The sequence below is a fragment of the Streptomyces sp. SirexAA-E genome (assembly GCF_000177195.2).
Taxonomy (GTDB): Bacteria; Actinomycetota; Actinomycetes; order Streptomycetales; family Streptomycetaceae; genus Streptomyces; species Streptomyces flavovirens.
In genome coordinates, this window is the sequence record NC_015953.1 from 1260400 (window position 1) to 1274157 (window position 13758).

The 13758-nt window shown below is 72.6% G+C and carries 13 protein-coding genes; 7 read left to right on the plus strand and 6 right to left on the minus strand.

Annotated elements, in window-relative coordinates; translation table 11 throughout:
- Positions 1-79: 79 nt before the first annotated feature.
- Together SACTE_RS05480 and SACTE_RS05485 are read right to left on the minus strand one after the other, a co-directional pair.
- Positions 80-1648 (minus strand): APC family permease, encoded by a 1569-nt coding sequence (locus tag SACTE_RS05480; protein WP_019993886.1) that lies wholly within the window; start codon positions 1646-1648, stop codon positions 80-82.
- Between the two features lie 35 nt (positions 1649-1683).
- Positions 1684-2646 (minus strand): hypothetical protein, encoded by a 963-nt coding sequence (locus tag SACTE_RS05485; RefSeq protein ID WP_014045033.1) that lies wholly within the window; start codon positions 2644-2646, stop codon positions 1684-1686.
- 244 nt (positions 2647-2890) lie between these two features.
- Between SACTE_RS05485 and SACTE_RS05490 the strand changes: the two genes are divergently transcribed.
- The gene (locus SACTE_RS05490) at positions 2891-3316 is read left to right on the plus strand and encodes an ASCH domain-containing protein (RefSeq protein WP_014045034.1); all 426 of its coding nucleotides are present in this window, start codon (positions 2891-2893) and stop codon (positions 3314-3316) included.
- Positions 3317-3370: 54 nt separating this feature from the next.
- Here the strand turns inward: SACTE_RS05490 and SACTE_RS05495 are convergent, their stop codons facing one another.
- Positions 3371-5026 (minus strand): FAD-binding dehydrogenase, encoded by a 1656-nt coding sequence (locus tag SACTE_RS05495; protein ID WP_014045035.1) that lies wholly within the window; start codon positions 5024-5026, stop codon positions 3371-3373.
- Positions 5027-5197: 171 nt separating this feature from the next.
- Between SACTE_RS05495 and SACTE_RS05500 the strand changes: the two genes are divergently transcribed.
- The 4 genes from SACTE_RS05500 to SACTE_RS05515 all read left to right on the plus strand — a co-directional run bounded on the left by SACTE_RS05500 (position 5198) and on the right by SACTE_RS05515 (position 7632).
- On the plus strand, positions 5198-6094 hold the full coding sequence (locus SACTE_RS05500) for a DMT family transporter (protein ID WP_176724331.1): 897 nt from the start codon (positions 5198-5200) through the stop codon (positions 6092-6094).
- 253 nt (positions 6095-6347) lie between these two features.
- Positions 6348-6875: an NUDIX domain-containing protein gene (locus SACTE_RS05505; protein WP_019993887.1), complete on the plus strand. Its 528-nt coding sequence runs from the start codon at positions 6348-6350 to the stop codon at positions 6873-6875.
- 74 nt (positions 6876-6949) lie between these two features.
- Positions 6950-7324 (plus strand): DUF202 domain-containing protein, encoded by a 375-nt coding sequence (locus tag SACTE_RS05510; RefSeq protein ID WP_026359263.1) that lies wholly within the window; start codon positions 6950-6952, stop codon positions 7322-7324.
- Complete coding sequence (locus SACTE_RS05515; protein ID WP_014045039.1) at positions 7321-7632, plus strand: DUF202 domain-containing protein; 312 nt, start codon at positions 7321-7323, stop codon at positions 7630-7632. The genes SACTE_RS05510 and SACTE_RS05515 overlap by 4 nt, the downstream gene beginning before the upstream one ends.
- A gap of 28 nt (positions 7633-7660) precedes the next feature.
- Here SACTE_RS05515 and SACTE_RS05520 read toward each other — a convergent pair whose 3' ends face one another.
- Entirely contained in the window at positions 7661-8596 is a 936-nt protein-coding gene (locus SACTE_RS05520; protein ID WP_014045040.1) for an NADP-dependent oxidoreductase, read from the minus strand.
- Positions 8597-8684: 88 nt separating this feature from the next.
- On the minus strand, positions 8685-9974 hold the full coding sequence (locus SACTE_RS05525) for a glucarate dehydratase family protein (protein ID WP_014045041.1): 1290 nt from the start codon (positions 9972-9974) through the stop codon (positions 8685-8687).
- Between the two features lie 140 nt (positions 9975-10114).
- Here SACTE_RS05525 and SACTE_RS05530 point away from each other — a divergent pair, with 140 nt between their 5' ends.
- Together SACTE_RS05530 and SACTE_RS05535 are read left to right on the plus strand one after the other, a co-directional pair.
- A complete protein-coding gene (locus SACTE_RS05530) occupies positions 10115-11137 on the plus strand; it encodes a phosphotransferase family protein (protein ID WP_014045042.1) in 1023 nt (340 codons plus the stop codon).
- 8 nt (positions 11138-11145) lie between these two features.
- The gene (locus tag SACTE_RS05535) at positions 11146-12360 is read left to right on the plus strand and encodes an acyl-CoA dehydrogenase family protein (protein ID WP_014045043.1); all 1215 of its coding nucleotides are present in this window, start codon (positions 11146-11148) and stop codon (positions 12358-12360) included.
- 40 nt (positions 12361-12400) lie between these two features.
- Here the strand turns inward: SACTE_RS05535 and SACTE_RS05540 are convergent, their stop codons facing one another.
- The gene (locus SACTE_RS05540) at positions 12401-13711 is read right to left on the minus strand and encodes a M28 family metallopeptidase (RefSeq protein WP_014045044.1); all 1311 of its coding nucleotides are present in this window, start codon (positions 13709-13711) and stop codon (positions 12401-12403) included.
- Between the last annotated feature and the right edge of the window lie 47 nt (positions 13712-13758).

A 13758-nucleotide genomic window follows, 5' to 3' on the forward strand; every position in this document is an offset into this window, starting at 1 on the left:
ACGGCCGGCCCGGCCGACGACGCGGATCACCCGCGGCCCCCGCCCGGGGGACCGCGGGTGATCCGCGTCCGGGGCCGGGTCAGCGCGGGGCCGACGCGGTGTCCTCCGCCGCCTTCTCCAGCTGGAACGCCTCGTTGCCGAGCCCGATCCGGGCGTGCACCTGCGGTTTGGTGGAGCGCAGCACCGCCCCGTACACCAGGCCGGCGACCAGGGCGAGGACGATGACGCCCGGCAGCAGCCAGTTCAGTACGGAGCCGGGGCCCGAGCCGACGAGTACGTCGAAGTCCCGCACCGTGAACACGGCGATCGCCAGCAGGGCGAGCCCGGCGAGCCCGGAGCAGACGAGCCGGGCGGCCTGGGCACGGCCGGCGCCGCGGCGTACGAAGAAGGCGATGACGGCGAACGAGGCCGCCGCCATCAGGACGATCACCCCGAGGGCCCCGACGTTGCCCATCCAGGTGAAGAGGTGGAGGACCGGGGCGGTGGGGTCGCCGACCGGGCCGTCGTCGGTGAGGGCGAAGGCCAGCACGACGACGGCGGACACCGCGGACTGGAGCACGGACCCGGTGGCGGGCGCGCCGCTGGCCTTGTTGGTCCGGCCGAACGCGGCGGGCAGCAGCCCCTCACGTCCCATCGCGAAGGCGTAACGGGCGACCACGTTGTGGAAGCTGAGCAGCGCGGCGAACATGCCGGTGACGAACAGCACGTGCAGGACGTCGGTGAACGTGGTGCCGAGCCGGTCCTCGGTGAGGCCGAACAGCATGCCCGGCCCCTCCTTCAGCGAGGTGTCCGCGATGAAGCCGGGGCCGGCCGCGACGGTCAGGGCCCAGGAGCTGATGGCCAGGAAGAGCGCCGCGTAGCCGACGGCCAGGAACATCACCCGGGAGACGACGATCTGCGGGCGACTGGTCTCCTCGGCGTACACCGGGGCCTGTTCGAAGCCGACGAAGGCGGCGATGCAGAAGCAGAGCGCGGTGCCCAGCCCGGCTCCGGTGAGGGTGTCCGGGTTGAAGGCGTGCAGGGACAGGCCCTCGGGTCCCGGCTTGCCGACGGCGGCGATGTCGAAGATGACGACCAGGGCGCACTCGATGACGAGCAGCACGCCCAGCACCTTGGCGTTGAGATCGATCTTCAGCCAGCCGAGTACACCGACGACGCCCACCGCGACGAGGGCCGGGATCCACCACCGCAGCTCGATGTCGAGGTACGTGGCGAAGAGTCCGGAGACCTCGAAGCCGAGGATGCCGTAGATGCCGACCTGCATGGCGCTGTAGGCGACCAGGGCGACGAGCGAGGCACCCGCACCGGCGGTCGGGCCGAGGCCGCGGGCGATGTAGGCGTAGAAGGCACCGGCGTTGTGGACGTGCCGGCTCATCTCCGCGTAGCCGACGCTGAACAGCATCAGGACGAGGCCGAGGATGACGTAGAGCAGGGGCTGTCCCACGATGCCCATGACGCCGAAGACGGTGGGCATCACCCCGGCGACGACCATCAGCGGGGCGCTGGCGGCGAGGACCGAGAGCAGCAGACCGGGGGTGCCCAGGCGGTCCGCGCGCAGGGCGCGTTCCTCGCCCTTGTAGGTGTTGATGCCGCCGGTGCCGCGCGGTGTGCCGCCGGTCTCTCTCGTGTCTGTTCTGCCCGTCGACATGGCGGGGGTGGTCCCTTCGTTGGAGGCAACGTGCATCACGGGGCGCCGAGCGCGTGGTCGCGCGCGGCGAGGAACGCGGGGTACGGGTCGCGGCCCGAGTACGACCAGGGGGCCGCGGTCGCGTGCGGGCCGATGCGGTGGAAGAGGGCGGCGGCCTCGGCGGGGCGGCCCTCGCAGACCTTGGCGTGGGCGAGGAAGTTGAGGTCGACGCAGTACCGGGGGTGGTCCTCGCGCTCCCATTCCAGCCACCAGTCGAAGGCGGCCTTCATCACCTGCCTGGCCCGGCGCCCGTTCCAGTGGCCGGAAGCCGCCGGGTCGTCGGGGGCCCCGCCCTCGGCGGCCAGGACGCGGTAGCGCTCGGCGTGCGCGACGACGGGCAGTACGGCCAGCGGGGAGTCGGCGGGCGCCCGCTCGGCGGCCCAGGCCGCGAAGTCGTAGACCTCGTGGAGGGGGTCGCTGCCGGAGCCCGCCTCCGAGAGCCGGGCCGTCATGAGGTGGTGCGCCTGGTGGTGTTCGGGGTGCCGGGAACGGATCTGCTCGAAGTCCGCGCCGGTGTCGTCCTGGCTGCCGTGGGCGCGGTCCAGGGTCATCAGGCCGAGCCAGGGCGTGGGGTCGGCCGGGTCCAGGGCCGCGGCGGCCCGGCATGCCTCGCGCGCCCGGTCCCGTTCGGCGGTCTTGGCCTGCGGTCGCAGGGCGCGTACGACACCGGCGCAGGCGAGGAGTGTGGTGGCGTCCGGGCTGTCCGGCTCGGCGAGCAGCCAGTCACCGGCCCAGCCGGCGGCGGACGGCACCTCGGCCAGGGCCATGACACGGTGGCCGCGCCGGTCCCAGTCGGTGCCGGTCCCGGCGAGCAGGGTGCGTGCCCTGGTCCATCTGCCCTGGGCGAACTGGTGGCGTACGTCGACGAGTTCGCTGTCGTCGAGGGCCGGGTCGAAGGCGTGGTCCGAGCGCCCTCCCCTTCGGCGGGCGCGGCCCAGGGGCGGCGGAGGCGGAGACATCCGCAGGTTCCTTTTCGACGCGACGTGCGAGCTGCTCGCTGCTCTGCGCGAGCAGTTGATCGCGCACAGCAAAGCGGTAGGGAGTGCTCCACGTCAAGGGCCGTCTTTCCTCAACGGCACGGGCGCGCCGCGCAGTTGGGCTGCCGATCGGGAGCGGGCCGGCCATCGGCGCAGCTCTTCGCCCCGGGGAGTGCGGGACGGACGTGGCGGAAGGTGCGGAGGTGACGCGTGCCACACTGCGGCCATGGAGAACCGAGAACCGCTCAAACCGCTCCTGCTCGCCTTCCCGGGACCGGTGCGCGATCAGCTGGTGGAGGCCGTACTCCGCGGGGAGAAGGTGTCGACGACCGGGCTGCTCGCGGAGTACGAGGCGGAGAGGGAGGAACTGCCGCCGGTGGGCGAACGGTCCGCGCTGATCGACTCCGGCGGACGGGAGGTGGCGGTGGTCGAGCTCACGGAGGTACGGGTGCTGCCGCTCGGGTCGGTGGACCTGCGGCACGCGCTGGACGAGGGCGAGGGGTACACCTCGGTCGCCGCGTGGCGGACGGCGCACGAGGCGTTCTGGCACAGCGCCGAGATGCGGGAGGGGCTGGGGGACCCGACGTTCACGGTGGACGACGACACGATGGTGGTGGCGGAGAGGTTCCGGGTGGTGGAGCGGCTGGACTGAGGCCCGGGGTCCGCCCGGGCCTCGCCCGCCTCCGCCGGAGCGGCGGCCGGGCTCCTACGCCGTCGCCGTGGCCGCCGCCCGGCCCGCCGCCCGGCCGGAGAAGATGCAGCCGCCCAGGAACGTGCCCTCCAGGGAGCGGTAGCCGTGGACCCCGCCGCCGCCGAAGCCCGCCGCCTCCCCCGCCGCGTAGACGCCGGGCAGCGGGGTGCCGTCCGCCGTCAGGACGCGGGAGGACAGGTCCGTCTCCAGGCCGCCCAGGGACTTGCGGGTCAGGATGTTCAGCCGTACCGCGATCAGCGGGCCGGCCGCCGGGTCCAGGATGCGGTGGGGCTTCGCCGTGCGGATCAGCTTGTCGCCCAGGTAGGTGCGGGCTCCGCGGATCGCCGTGATCTGGAGGTCCTTGGTGAACGGGTTGGCGATCTCCCGGTCGCGGGCGGTGATCTCACGGCGCAGCTCGTCCTCGTCGACCAGTGCTTCACCGGTCAGCGCGTTCATGCCCCTCACCAGCGCGCCGAGGTCCTTCTCCACGACGAAGTCCGCGCCCTTGTCCATGAACGCCTTCACCGGTGCGGGGACGTCGGCGCGGGCCCGGCCGATCACGTCGCGGACCGACTTGCCGGTCAGGTCCGGGTTCTGCTCGGAGCCGGAGAGGGCGAACTCCTTGCCGATGATCTTCTGGTCGAGGACGAACCAGGTGTAGCCGTATCCGGAGCGCATGATGTGTTCGAGGGTGCCCAGCGTGTCGAAGCCGGGGAAGAGCGGGACCGGGAGCCGCTTGCCGCGGGCGTCCAGCCAGAGGGAGGACGGTCCGGGCAGGATCCGGATGCCGTGCCTGGCCCAGATCGGGTTCCAGTTCTCGATGCCCTCGGTGTAGTGCCACATCCGGTCGCGGTTGATGTGGTGGGCGCCCGCCTTCTCCGCGATGCCCAGCATCAGTCCGTCGACGTGGGCGGGGACCCCGGAGAGCATCTTCTCGGGCGGGGTGCCCAGCCGGTCGGGCCACTGGGCGCGTACGAGGTCGTGGTTGCCTCCGATGCCCCCGGAGGTGACGATCACGGCCTGGGCCCGGAGCTCGAAGGCGCCCGCGACCTCGCGGCCGCTCGCCGTGCCGCGGGCGGCGCCGCTCGGTTCGAGGATCTCGCCGGTGACCGTGTCGGCCGCACCGGCCGTGCGGCTCAGCCCGGTCACCCGGTGCCGGAACCGCAGCTGGACCAGGCCCTTGGCGACCCCGGCCCGGACCCGCCGCTCGAAGGGGGCGACGATCCCGGGGCCGGTGCCCCAGGTGATGTGGAAGCGGGGTACGGAGTTCCCGTGGCCGCCCGCGTCGTAACCGCCGCGCTCGGCCCAGCCGACGACGGGGAAGAGCCGCAGCCCTTGGGCGTGCAGCCAGGACCGCTTCTCGCCGGCCGCGAAGTCGACGTACGCCTCGGCCCACTTGCGCGGCCAGTGGTCCTCCGCGCGATCGAAGCCCGCGGTGCCGTACCAGTCCTGGAGGGCGAGCGCGTGGCTGTCCTTGATCCGCATCCGGCGCTGCTCGGGCGAGTCGACGAGGAAGAGGCCGCCGAAGGACCAGTGCGCCTGGCCGCCGAGGGACTGCTCGGGTTCCTGGTCGAGCAGGATCACCGTGCGTCCCGCGTCGGCCAGCTCGGCGGTGGCGACCAGACCCGCCAGTCCCGCCCCGATCACGATCACGTCAGCGTCGTACGCCATGGGTTTCGTCCTCCGGGGGCGGATGCGGGAGCGGTGGGGCGGGGGGCGGGACGGCGGCGGGGCGCCAGGTTACTCGTGCGTCAGATCTTCGGCACCGCCCGCCCCCACGTCAACCGTTCCGCCGGGACGGCCTCACGGATCTCGTACGTCCTCGGGGCTATCGTCGGAAACGTGTCCTTGCTGGTCGTCCTGTTCTCCGTCGGCGCCGCGTGTTGTCTGGGCCTCGGTTTCGTCCTGCAACAGGCGGCGGCCCGTACCGCGCCGCCCGGCGACTTCCTCTCCCCCCGGTTGCTGCTCGACCTCATGCGGGTACCGAGCTGGCTGGCCGGTATCGGACTGATGATCTGCGGCATGGTCCTCGGCGCCCTCGCCCTGGGCCAGGGCGAGGTGTCGGTGGTCGAGCCGTTGATGGCCACCAACCTGCTCTTCGCCATGAGCCTGTCACGCTGGCTGACCGGCCAGCGGCTCGGCCGGCAGGGCTGGGGCGGGCTCTGGCTGCTGGCCTGCGGCGTCGCCGTGTTCCTGCTGGCCGGTCAGCCGCAGGGCGGGGAGGAGGTCTCTCAGCCGCTGCGGCGGTGGCTGGTGATCGGTGTGGTGGCCGGGTTCTCGCTGCTGCTGACCGCGTTCGCCCGGCATCCGCGCGCGCCCTGGACCCCCGCCCTGCTCGGACTCGCGGGCGGGCTGCTGTACGGGCTCCAGGACGCCCTGACCCGGGTCTGCGGGCTGCGGCTGACCGACGAGGGGTGGGTCTCGCTGTTCACGAGCTGGGAGCCGTACGCGCTCGTCGTGATGGGCGTGACCAGTCTGATCATGGTCCAGAGCGCCTTCGAGGCGGGCCCGCTGCGGGTGTCGCTGCCCCCGCTGACCGCCGCGCAGCCGCTCGCCGGGATCGTCTGCGGGATCGGTTTCCTGGGCGACCACGTACGGACCGACCCGCTCGCCCTGGCCGGGCAGGCGGCGGGGCTCGTCGCGATCGTGACGGGCATCGTGATGCTCGGCCGGCACCCCGCGATGCCGCCCGGCAAGACCGACGCCGCGCACGGGTCCACGGCTGCACGACCGGAGTGATCGTGTGAGGCATCGGACCGTCCGGACCGACCGGCGTGTCCCTGGGCGTCAAGGGTCCCGCCGCCGCGTCCCCGGACCACGGACCACGGACCACGGACCACGGACCACGGACCACGGACACGATCCGTGCCACCGGACGCGGAGAGAGCGCGGACGACCAGGACACCCGGAACCGTTCGGGATGTCCGCGGTGCCAGGATGTGGGGGCACGACCCACTCCTGCTCACTGATGAGGAACGGTTGGATGAGGAGCATGAATCCGGCTGACGAGATCCTGGACATCGTCGACGAGAACGACGAGGTCGTCGGGCAGGCACCGCGCGGTGAGGCGACCGCGCGCAGGCTGCGCCACCGCTGCGTCTTCATCGAGGCCCGGGACCCGGAGGGCCGGATCTTCGTACACCGCAGAACGCCCACGAAACTGGTCTTCCCCTCCCACCACGACATGTTCGTCGGCGGCGTCGTGGGCGCGGGCGAGGCGTGCGACGACGCCGCCCTGCGGGAGGCGGAGGAGGAGCTGGGCGTCCCCGGTCTCCCCCGCCCCGAGCGGCTCTTCACGTTCCTCTACGAGAGCGCCGAGCACACCTGGTGGTCCTACGTGTACCGGCTGCGGTGCGAGCTGCCGGTGCGGCCGCAGGCGGAGGAGGTGGCCTGGCACACCTTTCTGACCGACGCGGAGCTGGAGCGCCGGCTTCCCGAATGGACCTGGGTGCCGGACGGGCTGGAGACCTATCACCGGTTGCGGGCGTTCCGCGCCGGGGAGGCAGGGTCCACGGCGTGAGCGGGACGAACGACTCGGGCCCCTGTACCGGCGGCCCGGACGAACCGGCCCGCCGGGGCGGCCCCGGGCGCGGGCTGCGGCTGTGGTTCGCGCCGCAGCGGGTCCGCGAGGAGGGCGACACCCCCGACTACCGCTTCTCCCTCGCCAACGAGCGCACCTTCCTCGCCTGGATCCGGACGGCGCTGGCGCTGATCGGCGGGGGATTCGCCGTCGACCAGTTCCTTCCGCACCTGGCATGGGGCGTCCGGGCCGGGCTCGCGCTCGCCCTGCTGGCGGCCGGGGTCCTGTGCGCGCTGCGGGCCGTCAACCACTGGGTGCGCTGCGAGCGGGCGATGCGGCGTGGCGAGGATCTGCCGGTGTCCCGCTTCCCGGTCCTGCTGAGCCTGGCCGTCGCGGTGGTGGCGGTCGCGATGGTGGTGGTGGTCCTGTTCGGCTGGGAGGGCCGGTGACGGGCGGGGCACGCGATCCGGGTCTCCAGCCGGAGCGGACGCGGCTGGCCTGGCGGCGTACGACGCTGTCCTTCACGGTGGTGGCGCTGCTCGCCCTCCGGCAGGTGCTGCGGGCCGGGCTCGGTGCGGCCGGCACGGTCGCCCTGGCGCTGGGCCTGCTGGCCTGGCTGGGGTTCCTGCGGGTGGCGCACCGGCGGGTCGGCGGCATGGGCGCCGCCGAGCCCGCGCCGCTGATGGTGCGGCACGCGCTGGCGGCCGCCGTCTGCACGGTCGTGCTGGCCGTGTGCGCCGCGGTGATGCTGTTCTGATCGCTCCCGTGGATCCGTGCGGGCGCGGTCAGGTGTCCCAGTCGACGGTGACGACGACCTTCCCTCGGGTGCGGCCCCGCTCGTTGAGCCGGTAGGCGTCCGCGGCCTGTTCCAGCGGGAAGGTCCGGTCCACGTGGACGGAGACGATGCCCTGCTCGGCCAGTCCGGCCAGATGTGCGAGGTCCTCGGCGTCGGGGCGCACGAAGGCGTAGCGCCCGCCGTAGGAGAAGACCTCGGCGTCCGCGATCGAGGCGAGCCGGCCGTCGGGGGCCAGCGTCGCGGCGGAGACACGCAGCGCCTCGCCGCCGACGGTGTCGAACGCGGCGTCGATGCCGTCCGGGGCCATGGCCCGCAGCCGGTCGGCGAGGCCGTCGCCGTACTCCACGGGTTCGCCGCCGAGTCGGCGTACGTACTCGTGGTTGTGGGGGCCCGCGGTCCCGATGACGCGGCAGCCCGCGTGCCGGGCGAGCTGGACGGCGAGCGATCCGACCCCGCCGGCGGCGGCGTGCACCAGGACGGTCTCGCCCTCCCGGACCCTCAGCACCTTGTGGAGCACCTGCTGGGCGGTCAGCCCGCACAGCGGCAGCCCGGCGGCCTCCTCGAAGCCCACGCTGAGCGGCTTGCGGGCCAGGGTGCGGACGGGGGCGGCGACGTACTCGGCGAACGTGCCGCGCGAGAGGAAGTCCTCGCGCACATAACCGATGACCTCGTCGCCGACCTCGAACTCGTCGACGGCGGCGCCCGGTTGCACGACGACCCCGGAGACGTCCCAGCCGGGGACGACGGGGAAGACGGGTTCCAGGCTCGCCTGGAGGTAGCCCTCGCGGGCCTTCCAGTCCACCGGGTTCACGGCGGCGGCCCGCACCTTCACCAGCACCGAGTCGGGGCCGACCTTCGGGTCGGGCCGCTCGCCGTACTCCAGGACGTCGGCCGAGCCGTACCTGCTGTAGCTGATCGCCTTCATCCTTCGACCATCGGCGCGGCCGGTCGGCCACGCAACTCAGGCCGTCACCGCCGTGGAGGGCGGCAGCAAAGTGCCCGCGCGCCGGTCGTCACCAGCGCGGGACGGCCGGGGTGACCCACCGCGGGTCGGCCTCGCGCATGGCGGCCGCGTCGTCGCGGGCGCGCATCGTGCCGTCGTCCTCCAGCCAGCGCCGGTGCAGCGCCGCGAGGCGGTCGCGGTCCAGTTCGACGCCGAGGCCCGGGGCGTCGGAGACGGCCAGGTGTCCGTCCTGGAAGGTGTGGCGGGTGGTGAGGACGTCCTCGGTCTGCCAGGGGTAGTGACTGTCGCAGGCGTGGTCGAGGTTCGGCACGGTGGCGGCGACGTGGGTCATCGCGGCCAGGCTGATGCCCATGTGGGTGTTGGAGTGCATGGAGAGGCCGACGCCGAAGGCCCGGCATATCCCGGCCAGTTCGCGGGTGCGGTGCAGTCCGCCCCAGTAGTGGTGGTCGGAGAGGACGATCTGGACCGCGTCGCGGGCGAAGGCCTCGGGCAGCTCGGCGAGGGTGGTGACGCACATGTTGGTGGCGAGCGGCAGGTCCGTGCCCGCGGAGACCTCCGCCATCGCCGCTGTGCCGCTCGCCGGGTCCTCCAGGTACTCCAGGACGTCCCCCAGCTGCTCCGCGACGCGCAGGGAGGTCTCCACGGACCAGGCACCGTTGGGGTCCAGGCGGAGCGGCTGCCCGGGGAAGGCCTCCGCCAGGGCACGGACGGCGGCGATCTCCTGGTCGGGCGGGAAGACACCGCCCTTGAGCTTGAAGGAGGTGAAGCCGTGGTCGCGGGCGAAGCGCCGGGCCTGGGCGACGACACCGGCGGGGTCGAGAGCGGCTCCCCAGTCGTCCTGTTCGCCGCCGGACGGGTGGGCGGCCCAGCGGTAGAAGAGGTACGCGCTGTACTCGACCCGGTCGCGGACCTTGCCGCCGAGCAGCGCGTGCACCGGGAGCCCGAGGGCCTTGCCGAGGGCGTCCAGGCAGGCGACCTCGAAGCCGGAGACCACGGAGAGCCGCAGCTTGTCGGCGGTCTGCACCCCGCGCAGTCCGCCCGCGTCCACCCGGTCGTCGGCGGCGCGTGAGTCGCCGCACACCTCGTCGGCCAGCGCGAAGAGGCCGTTCACATCGCTGACCGGGCGGCCGCGCAGGGCACGGGCGAGGGGCTCGGCCAGTTCCAGGTAGCCGCCGTCGCCGTAGGTCTCGCCGATCCCGGTCACGCCGCCACGGGTGACGACCTCCACGACCAGCCGCGGGGTGTAGGGCTGGTGCACGCCCTGGGTGTTCAGCAGGGGCGGATCGGCGATGAGGATCGGGGTGAGCCGGACGTCGTCGATCAACAAGGCGGTATCCATACGTGAACTCTATTCAGGGATGCGACTGAACACCAGAGTGTCCGCCGAGATCGCCTTCGGATTCCGGGCGGGTACTGGACGACATACCGACTGGTCGGCATCATGGTGCCGACCGTTCGAGCGCCCCGGAGGTACGCACCATGAGCCCAGTCCACCCGCCAGGACTCGATCTCGACCGGCTGCGCGGTCACCTCGACCGCGAGCGGCCGGGTCTGGTGAACGGACCGCTCGACGCCCGGCTGATCGAGGGCGGGCGCTCGAACCTGACGTACATCGTGACGGACGGTGCCGGGCGCTGGGTCGTCCGCCGCCCCCCGCTGGGGCACGTGCTGGCCACCGCGCACGACATGAAGCGCGAGCACCGGGTGATCAGCGCCCTGCACCCGACGGCGGTGCCGGTGCCCGAGCCGCTGCTGCTCTGCGAGGACGACTCGGTCATCGGCTCCCCCTTCTACGTCATGGAGTACGTCGAGGGCACTCCGTACCGGACCGCGGAACAGCTCGCCCCGCTCGGCGCGGAGCGCACCCGGACGGCCGTGCTGAGGCTCGTGGACACCCTGGTGGACCTGCACGCCGTGGACCCCGCCGCGGTCGGCCTCGGTGACTTCGGTCGACCCGAGGGCTTCCTGGACCGGCAACTACGCCGCTGGGGGAAGCAGTTGGACGCCTCCCGCAACCGTGAGCTGCCCGGCATCGACGAGCTGCACGCCGCGCTCGGCCGGGAGCTCCCCCACTCCCCCGCCCCCACGGTCGTGCACGGCGACTACCGCCTGGACAACGTGCTGATCGGCCAGGACGACCGGATCAAGGCGGTCCTGGACTGGGAGATGTCCACGCTCGGCGATCCGCTCACCGACCTCGGACTGCTGGTGATGTACAGCTCCGACCTGGGTCTGCCCCGGTCGCCGGTCTCCACCACCAGCGGCGCGGCGGGCCACCCGCGCCCGGCCGAGCTGATCGAACGCTACGCCGCACGCTCCGGCCGGGACGCCTCGGCCATCTCCTGGTACACGGCCTTCGCGTGGTTCAAGCTCGCCGTGATCCTGGAGGGCATCCACTACCGCTACACCCTCGGCCAGACCGTCGGGGCCGGCTTCGACCGCATCGGCGACCTGGTGCCGGTCTTCATCGCCCACGGCCTCACCACCCTCCAGGAAGGCTGATCCATCCCATGGACTTCGCATTCGACGCCCGTACCGAGGAGCTGCGCACCCGGCTGCTCGCGTTCATGGACGAGCACGTGTACCCGGCCGAGCGGATCGCCGAGGAGCAGCGCGCGCGGCTCGCCTCCCCGTGGGACACCCCGCAGGTGGTCGAGGAGCTGAAGGCCGAGGCGCGCCGGCAGGGGCTGTGGAACCTCTTCCTGCCCGACGCGGAGTACGGCGCCGGGCTGACGAACCTCCAGTACGCACCACTGGCGGAGATCACCGGCCGCAGCCCGCACCTGGCGCCGACCGCGCTGAACTGCGCGGCCCCGGACACCGGGAACATGGAGGTGCTGCACCAGTTCGGCACGGACGCGCAGAAGAAGCAGTGGCTGGAGCCGCTGCTGGCCGGTGAGATCCGCTCGGCGTTCGCGATGACGGAGCCCGAGGTGGCCTCATCGGACGCGACGAACATCGAGACGAGGATCGCCCGGGACGGCGGGGACTACGTCGTCAACGGGCGCAAGTGGTACATCTCCGGAGCGATGAACCCGGGCTGCGCGGTCTTCGTCGTGATGGGCAAGACGGATCCGGACGGCGAGGACATCCGCCGCCAGCAGTCCATGATCCTGGTCCCCCGGGACACCCCGGGTGTCGAGGTGCGCCGCGCGATGCGGGTGTACGGCTACGAGGACCACTCCCACGGGGGGCACGCCGAGGTCGTCTTCACCGATGTGCGGGTGCCCGCCGCGAATCTGGTCGGGGAGGAGGGCGGCGGCTTCGCCATCGCCCAGGCGCGGCTGGGTCCGGGCCGGATCCACCACTGCATGCGGCTGATCGGGATGGCCGAGCGCGCGATCGAGCTGATGTGCCGGCGGGCCGTGGCCCGTACGGCCTTCGGCAAGACGCTCGCCCAGCAGGGCGTCGTCCACAACTGGATCGCGGACGCCCGGGTGACGGTGGAACAGCTGCGGCTGCTGGTGCTCAAGACGGCCTGGCTGATGGACACGGTCGGCAACCGGGGCGCGCACACCGAGATCCAGGCCATCAAGATCGCGACGCCCCGGGCGGTCGTGTCCGTCCTCGACCAGGCGGTGCAGCTGTACGGCGCCGGCGGGGTGAGCCAGGACACCCCGCTGGCCGAACTGTGGGCCTCCGCCCGCACGTTGCGGCTGGCGGACGGCCCGGACGAGGTGCACCAGCGGTCGCTGGCGCGGCGGGAGATCAAGAAGTACCTCTGAGCCGGGTGCGGGCACCCCGCGCGGGGTGCCCGCGAGGTGCTCAGAAGGTGAGCTGCCAGCTGTCGATGTAGCCGGTGTCCCGGGCGGCGACGTCCCGCACCTGGAGCTTCCAGGTGCCGTTGGCGCTCTCGGCCGAGGCGTTGACCGTGTACGTGGCGATGACGTCGTCGGCCGAGTCGGAGCCGCTGGAGTTCTTCAGCCGGTACGCGCTGCCGTCGGGAGCCAGCAGGTCGACGACGAGATCACCGCGGAAGGTGTGCTTGATGTCGACGGCCACCTTGAGGGCCGCGGGGGCGTTGCCCGTGCGGCCGGTGACGGAGACGGACGAGGTGACGGCTCCCCCGTTGTCGGGGATGACGACGTCGGCCGTGTTGCCGAACACCGAGCCGGCCGGCGGGGTGGTCCCTCCCGCGGACAGGGTCCAGACGGCGTGGGCGATGGCGTCGCTGTTGCGGTCCAGGGCCGTGTCGTCGATGTTGGCCGTGGTGTCGCACGAGGAGTGGTAGCAGCGGTCGAAGGCCTGGCCCACCGTGCCGCCCCACTTCTGGGCCTGGGCGGCGGTCTTCTTGTAGTCGGCTCCGGAGAAGAGCCCGCCCACCGGGACCCCGGCGTTCTTGAACGGGGCGTGGTCGGAGCGGCCGTCGCCCTCGGTCTCTATCTCGGTGGGTATCGACAGGCCCGCGTAGTAGTCCTTGAAGGTCTGCTCGATGACCGGGTCGTCGTCGTAGACGAAGTAGCCGGGGTTGGGCGAGCCGATCATGTCGAAGTTGAGGTATCCGGCGAGCTTGGCACGCTCGGCGGCGGCCAGGTTGGCGACGTAGTACTTCGAACCGACGAGGCCCAGCTCCTCTGCGCCCCACCAGGCGAAGCGCAGGTGCTTGTCGGGTGCGAGCCCCGCCCGGGAGACGGCGAGGGCCGTCTCCAGCACGGCGGCGGAACCCGATCCGTTGTCGTTGATACCGGCGCCGGAGGTCACCGAGTCGAGGTGGGAGCCGGCCATCAGGACCCGGTTCGGGTCTCCGCCCGGCCAGTCGGCGATCAGGTTGTACCCGGTGGCTCCGCCGGAGGTGAACTGCTGGAGCGTCGTGGTGTATCCGGCCGCGTCCAGTTTGGCCTTCACGTAGTCGACGGACGCCCGGTAGCCGGCCCGGCCGTGGGCGCGGTTCCCGCCGTTGGCGGTGGCGATCGACTGGAGCTGGGTGAGGTGCGCCTTGACGTTGCCGAGCGGGATGTCCGGGGCGGCGGACGCCGCCGGGGCGGGGGCGGCCTGAACCGCCGGGGCGGCGGACGCGACCAGGGCCGCGGCGCAGAGGGCGGCGGCCAGGAGGGATCTGTGACGGGAGGATCTCATCGAAGGGCTCCGGATTCCGTTCGGGGACTGACGGAACGTGCGGGGGG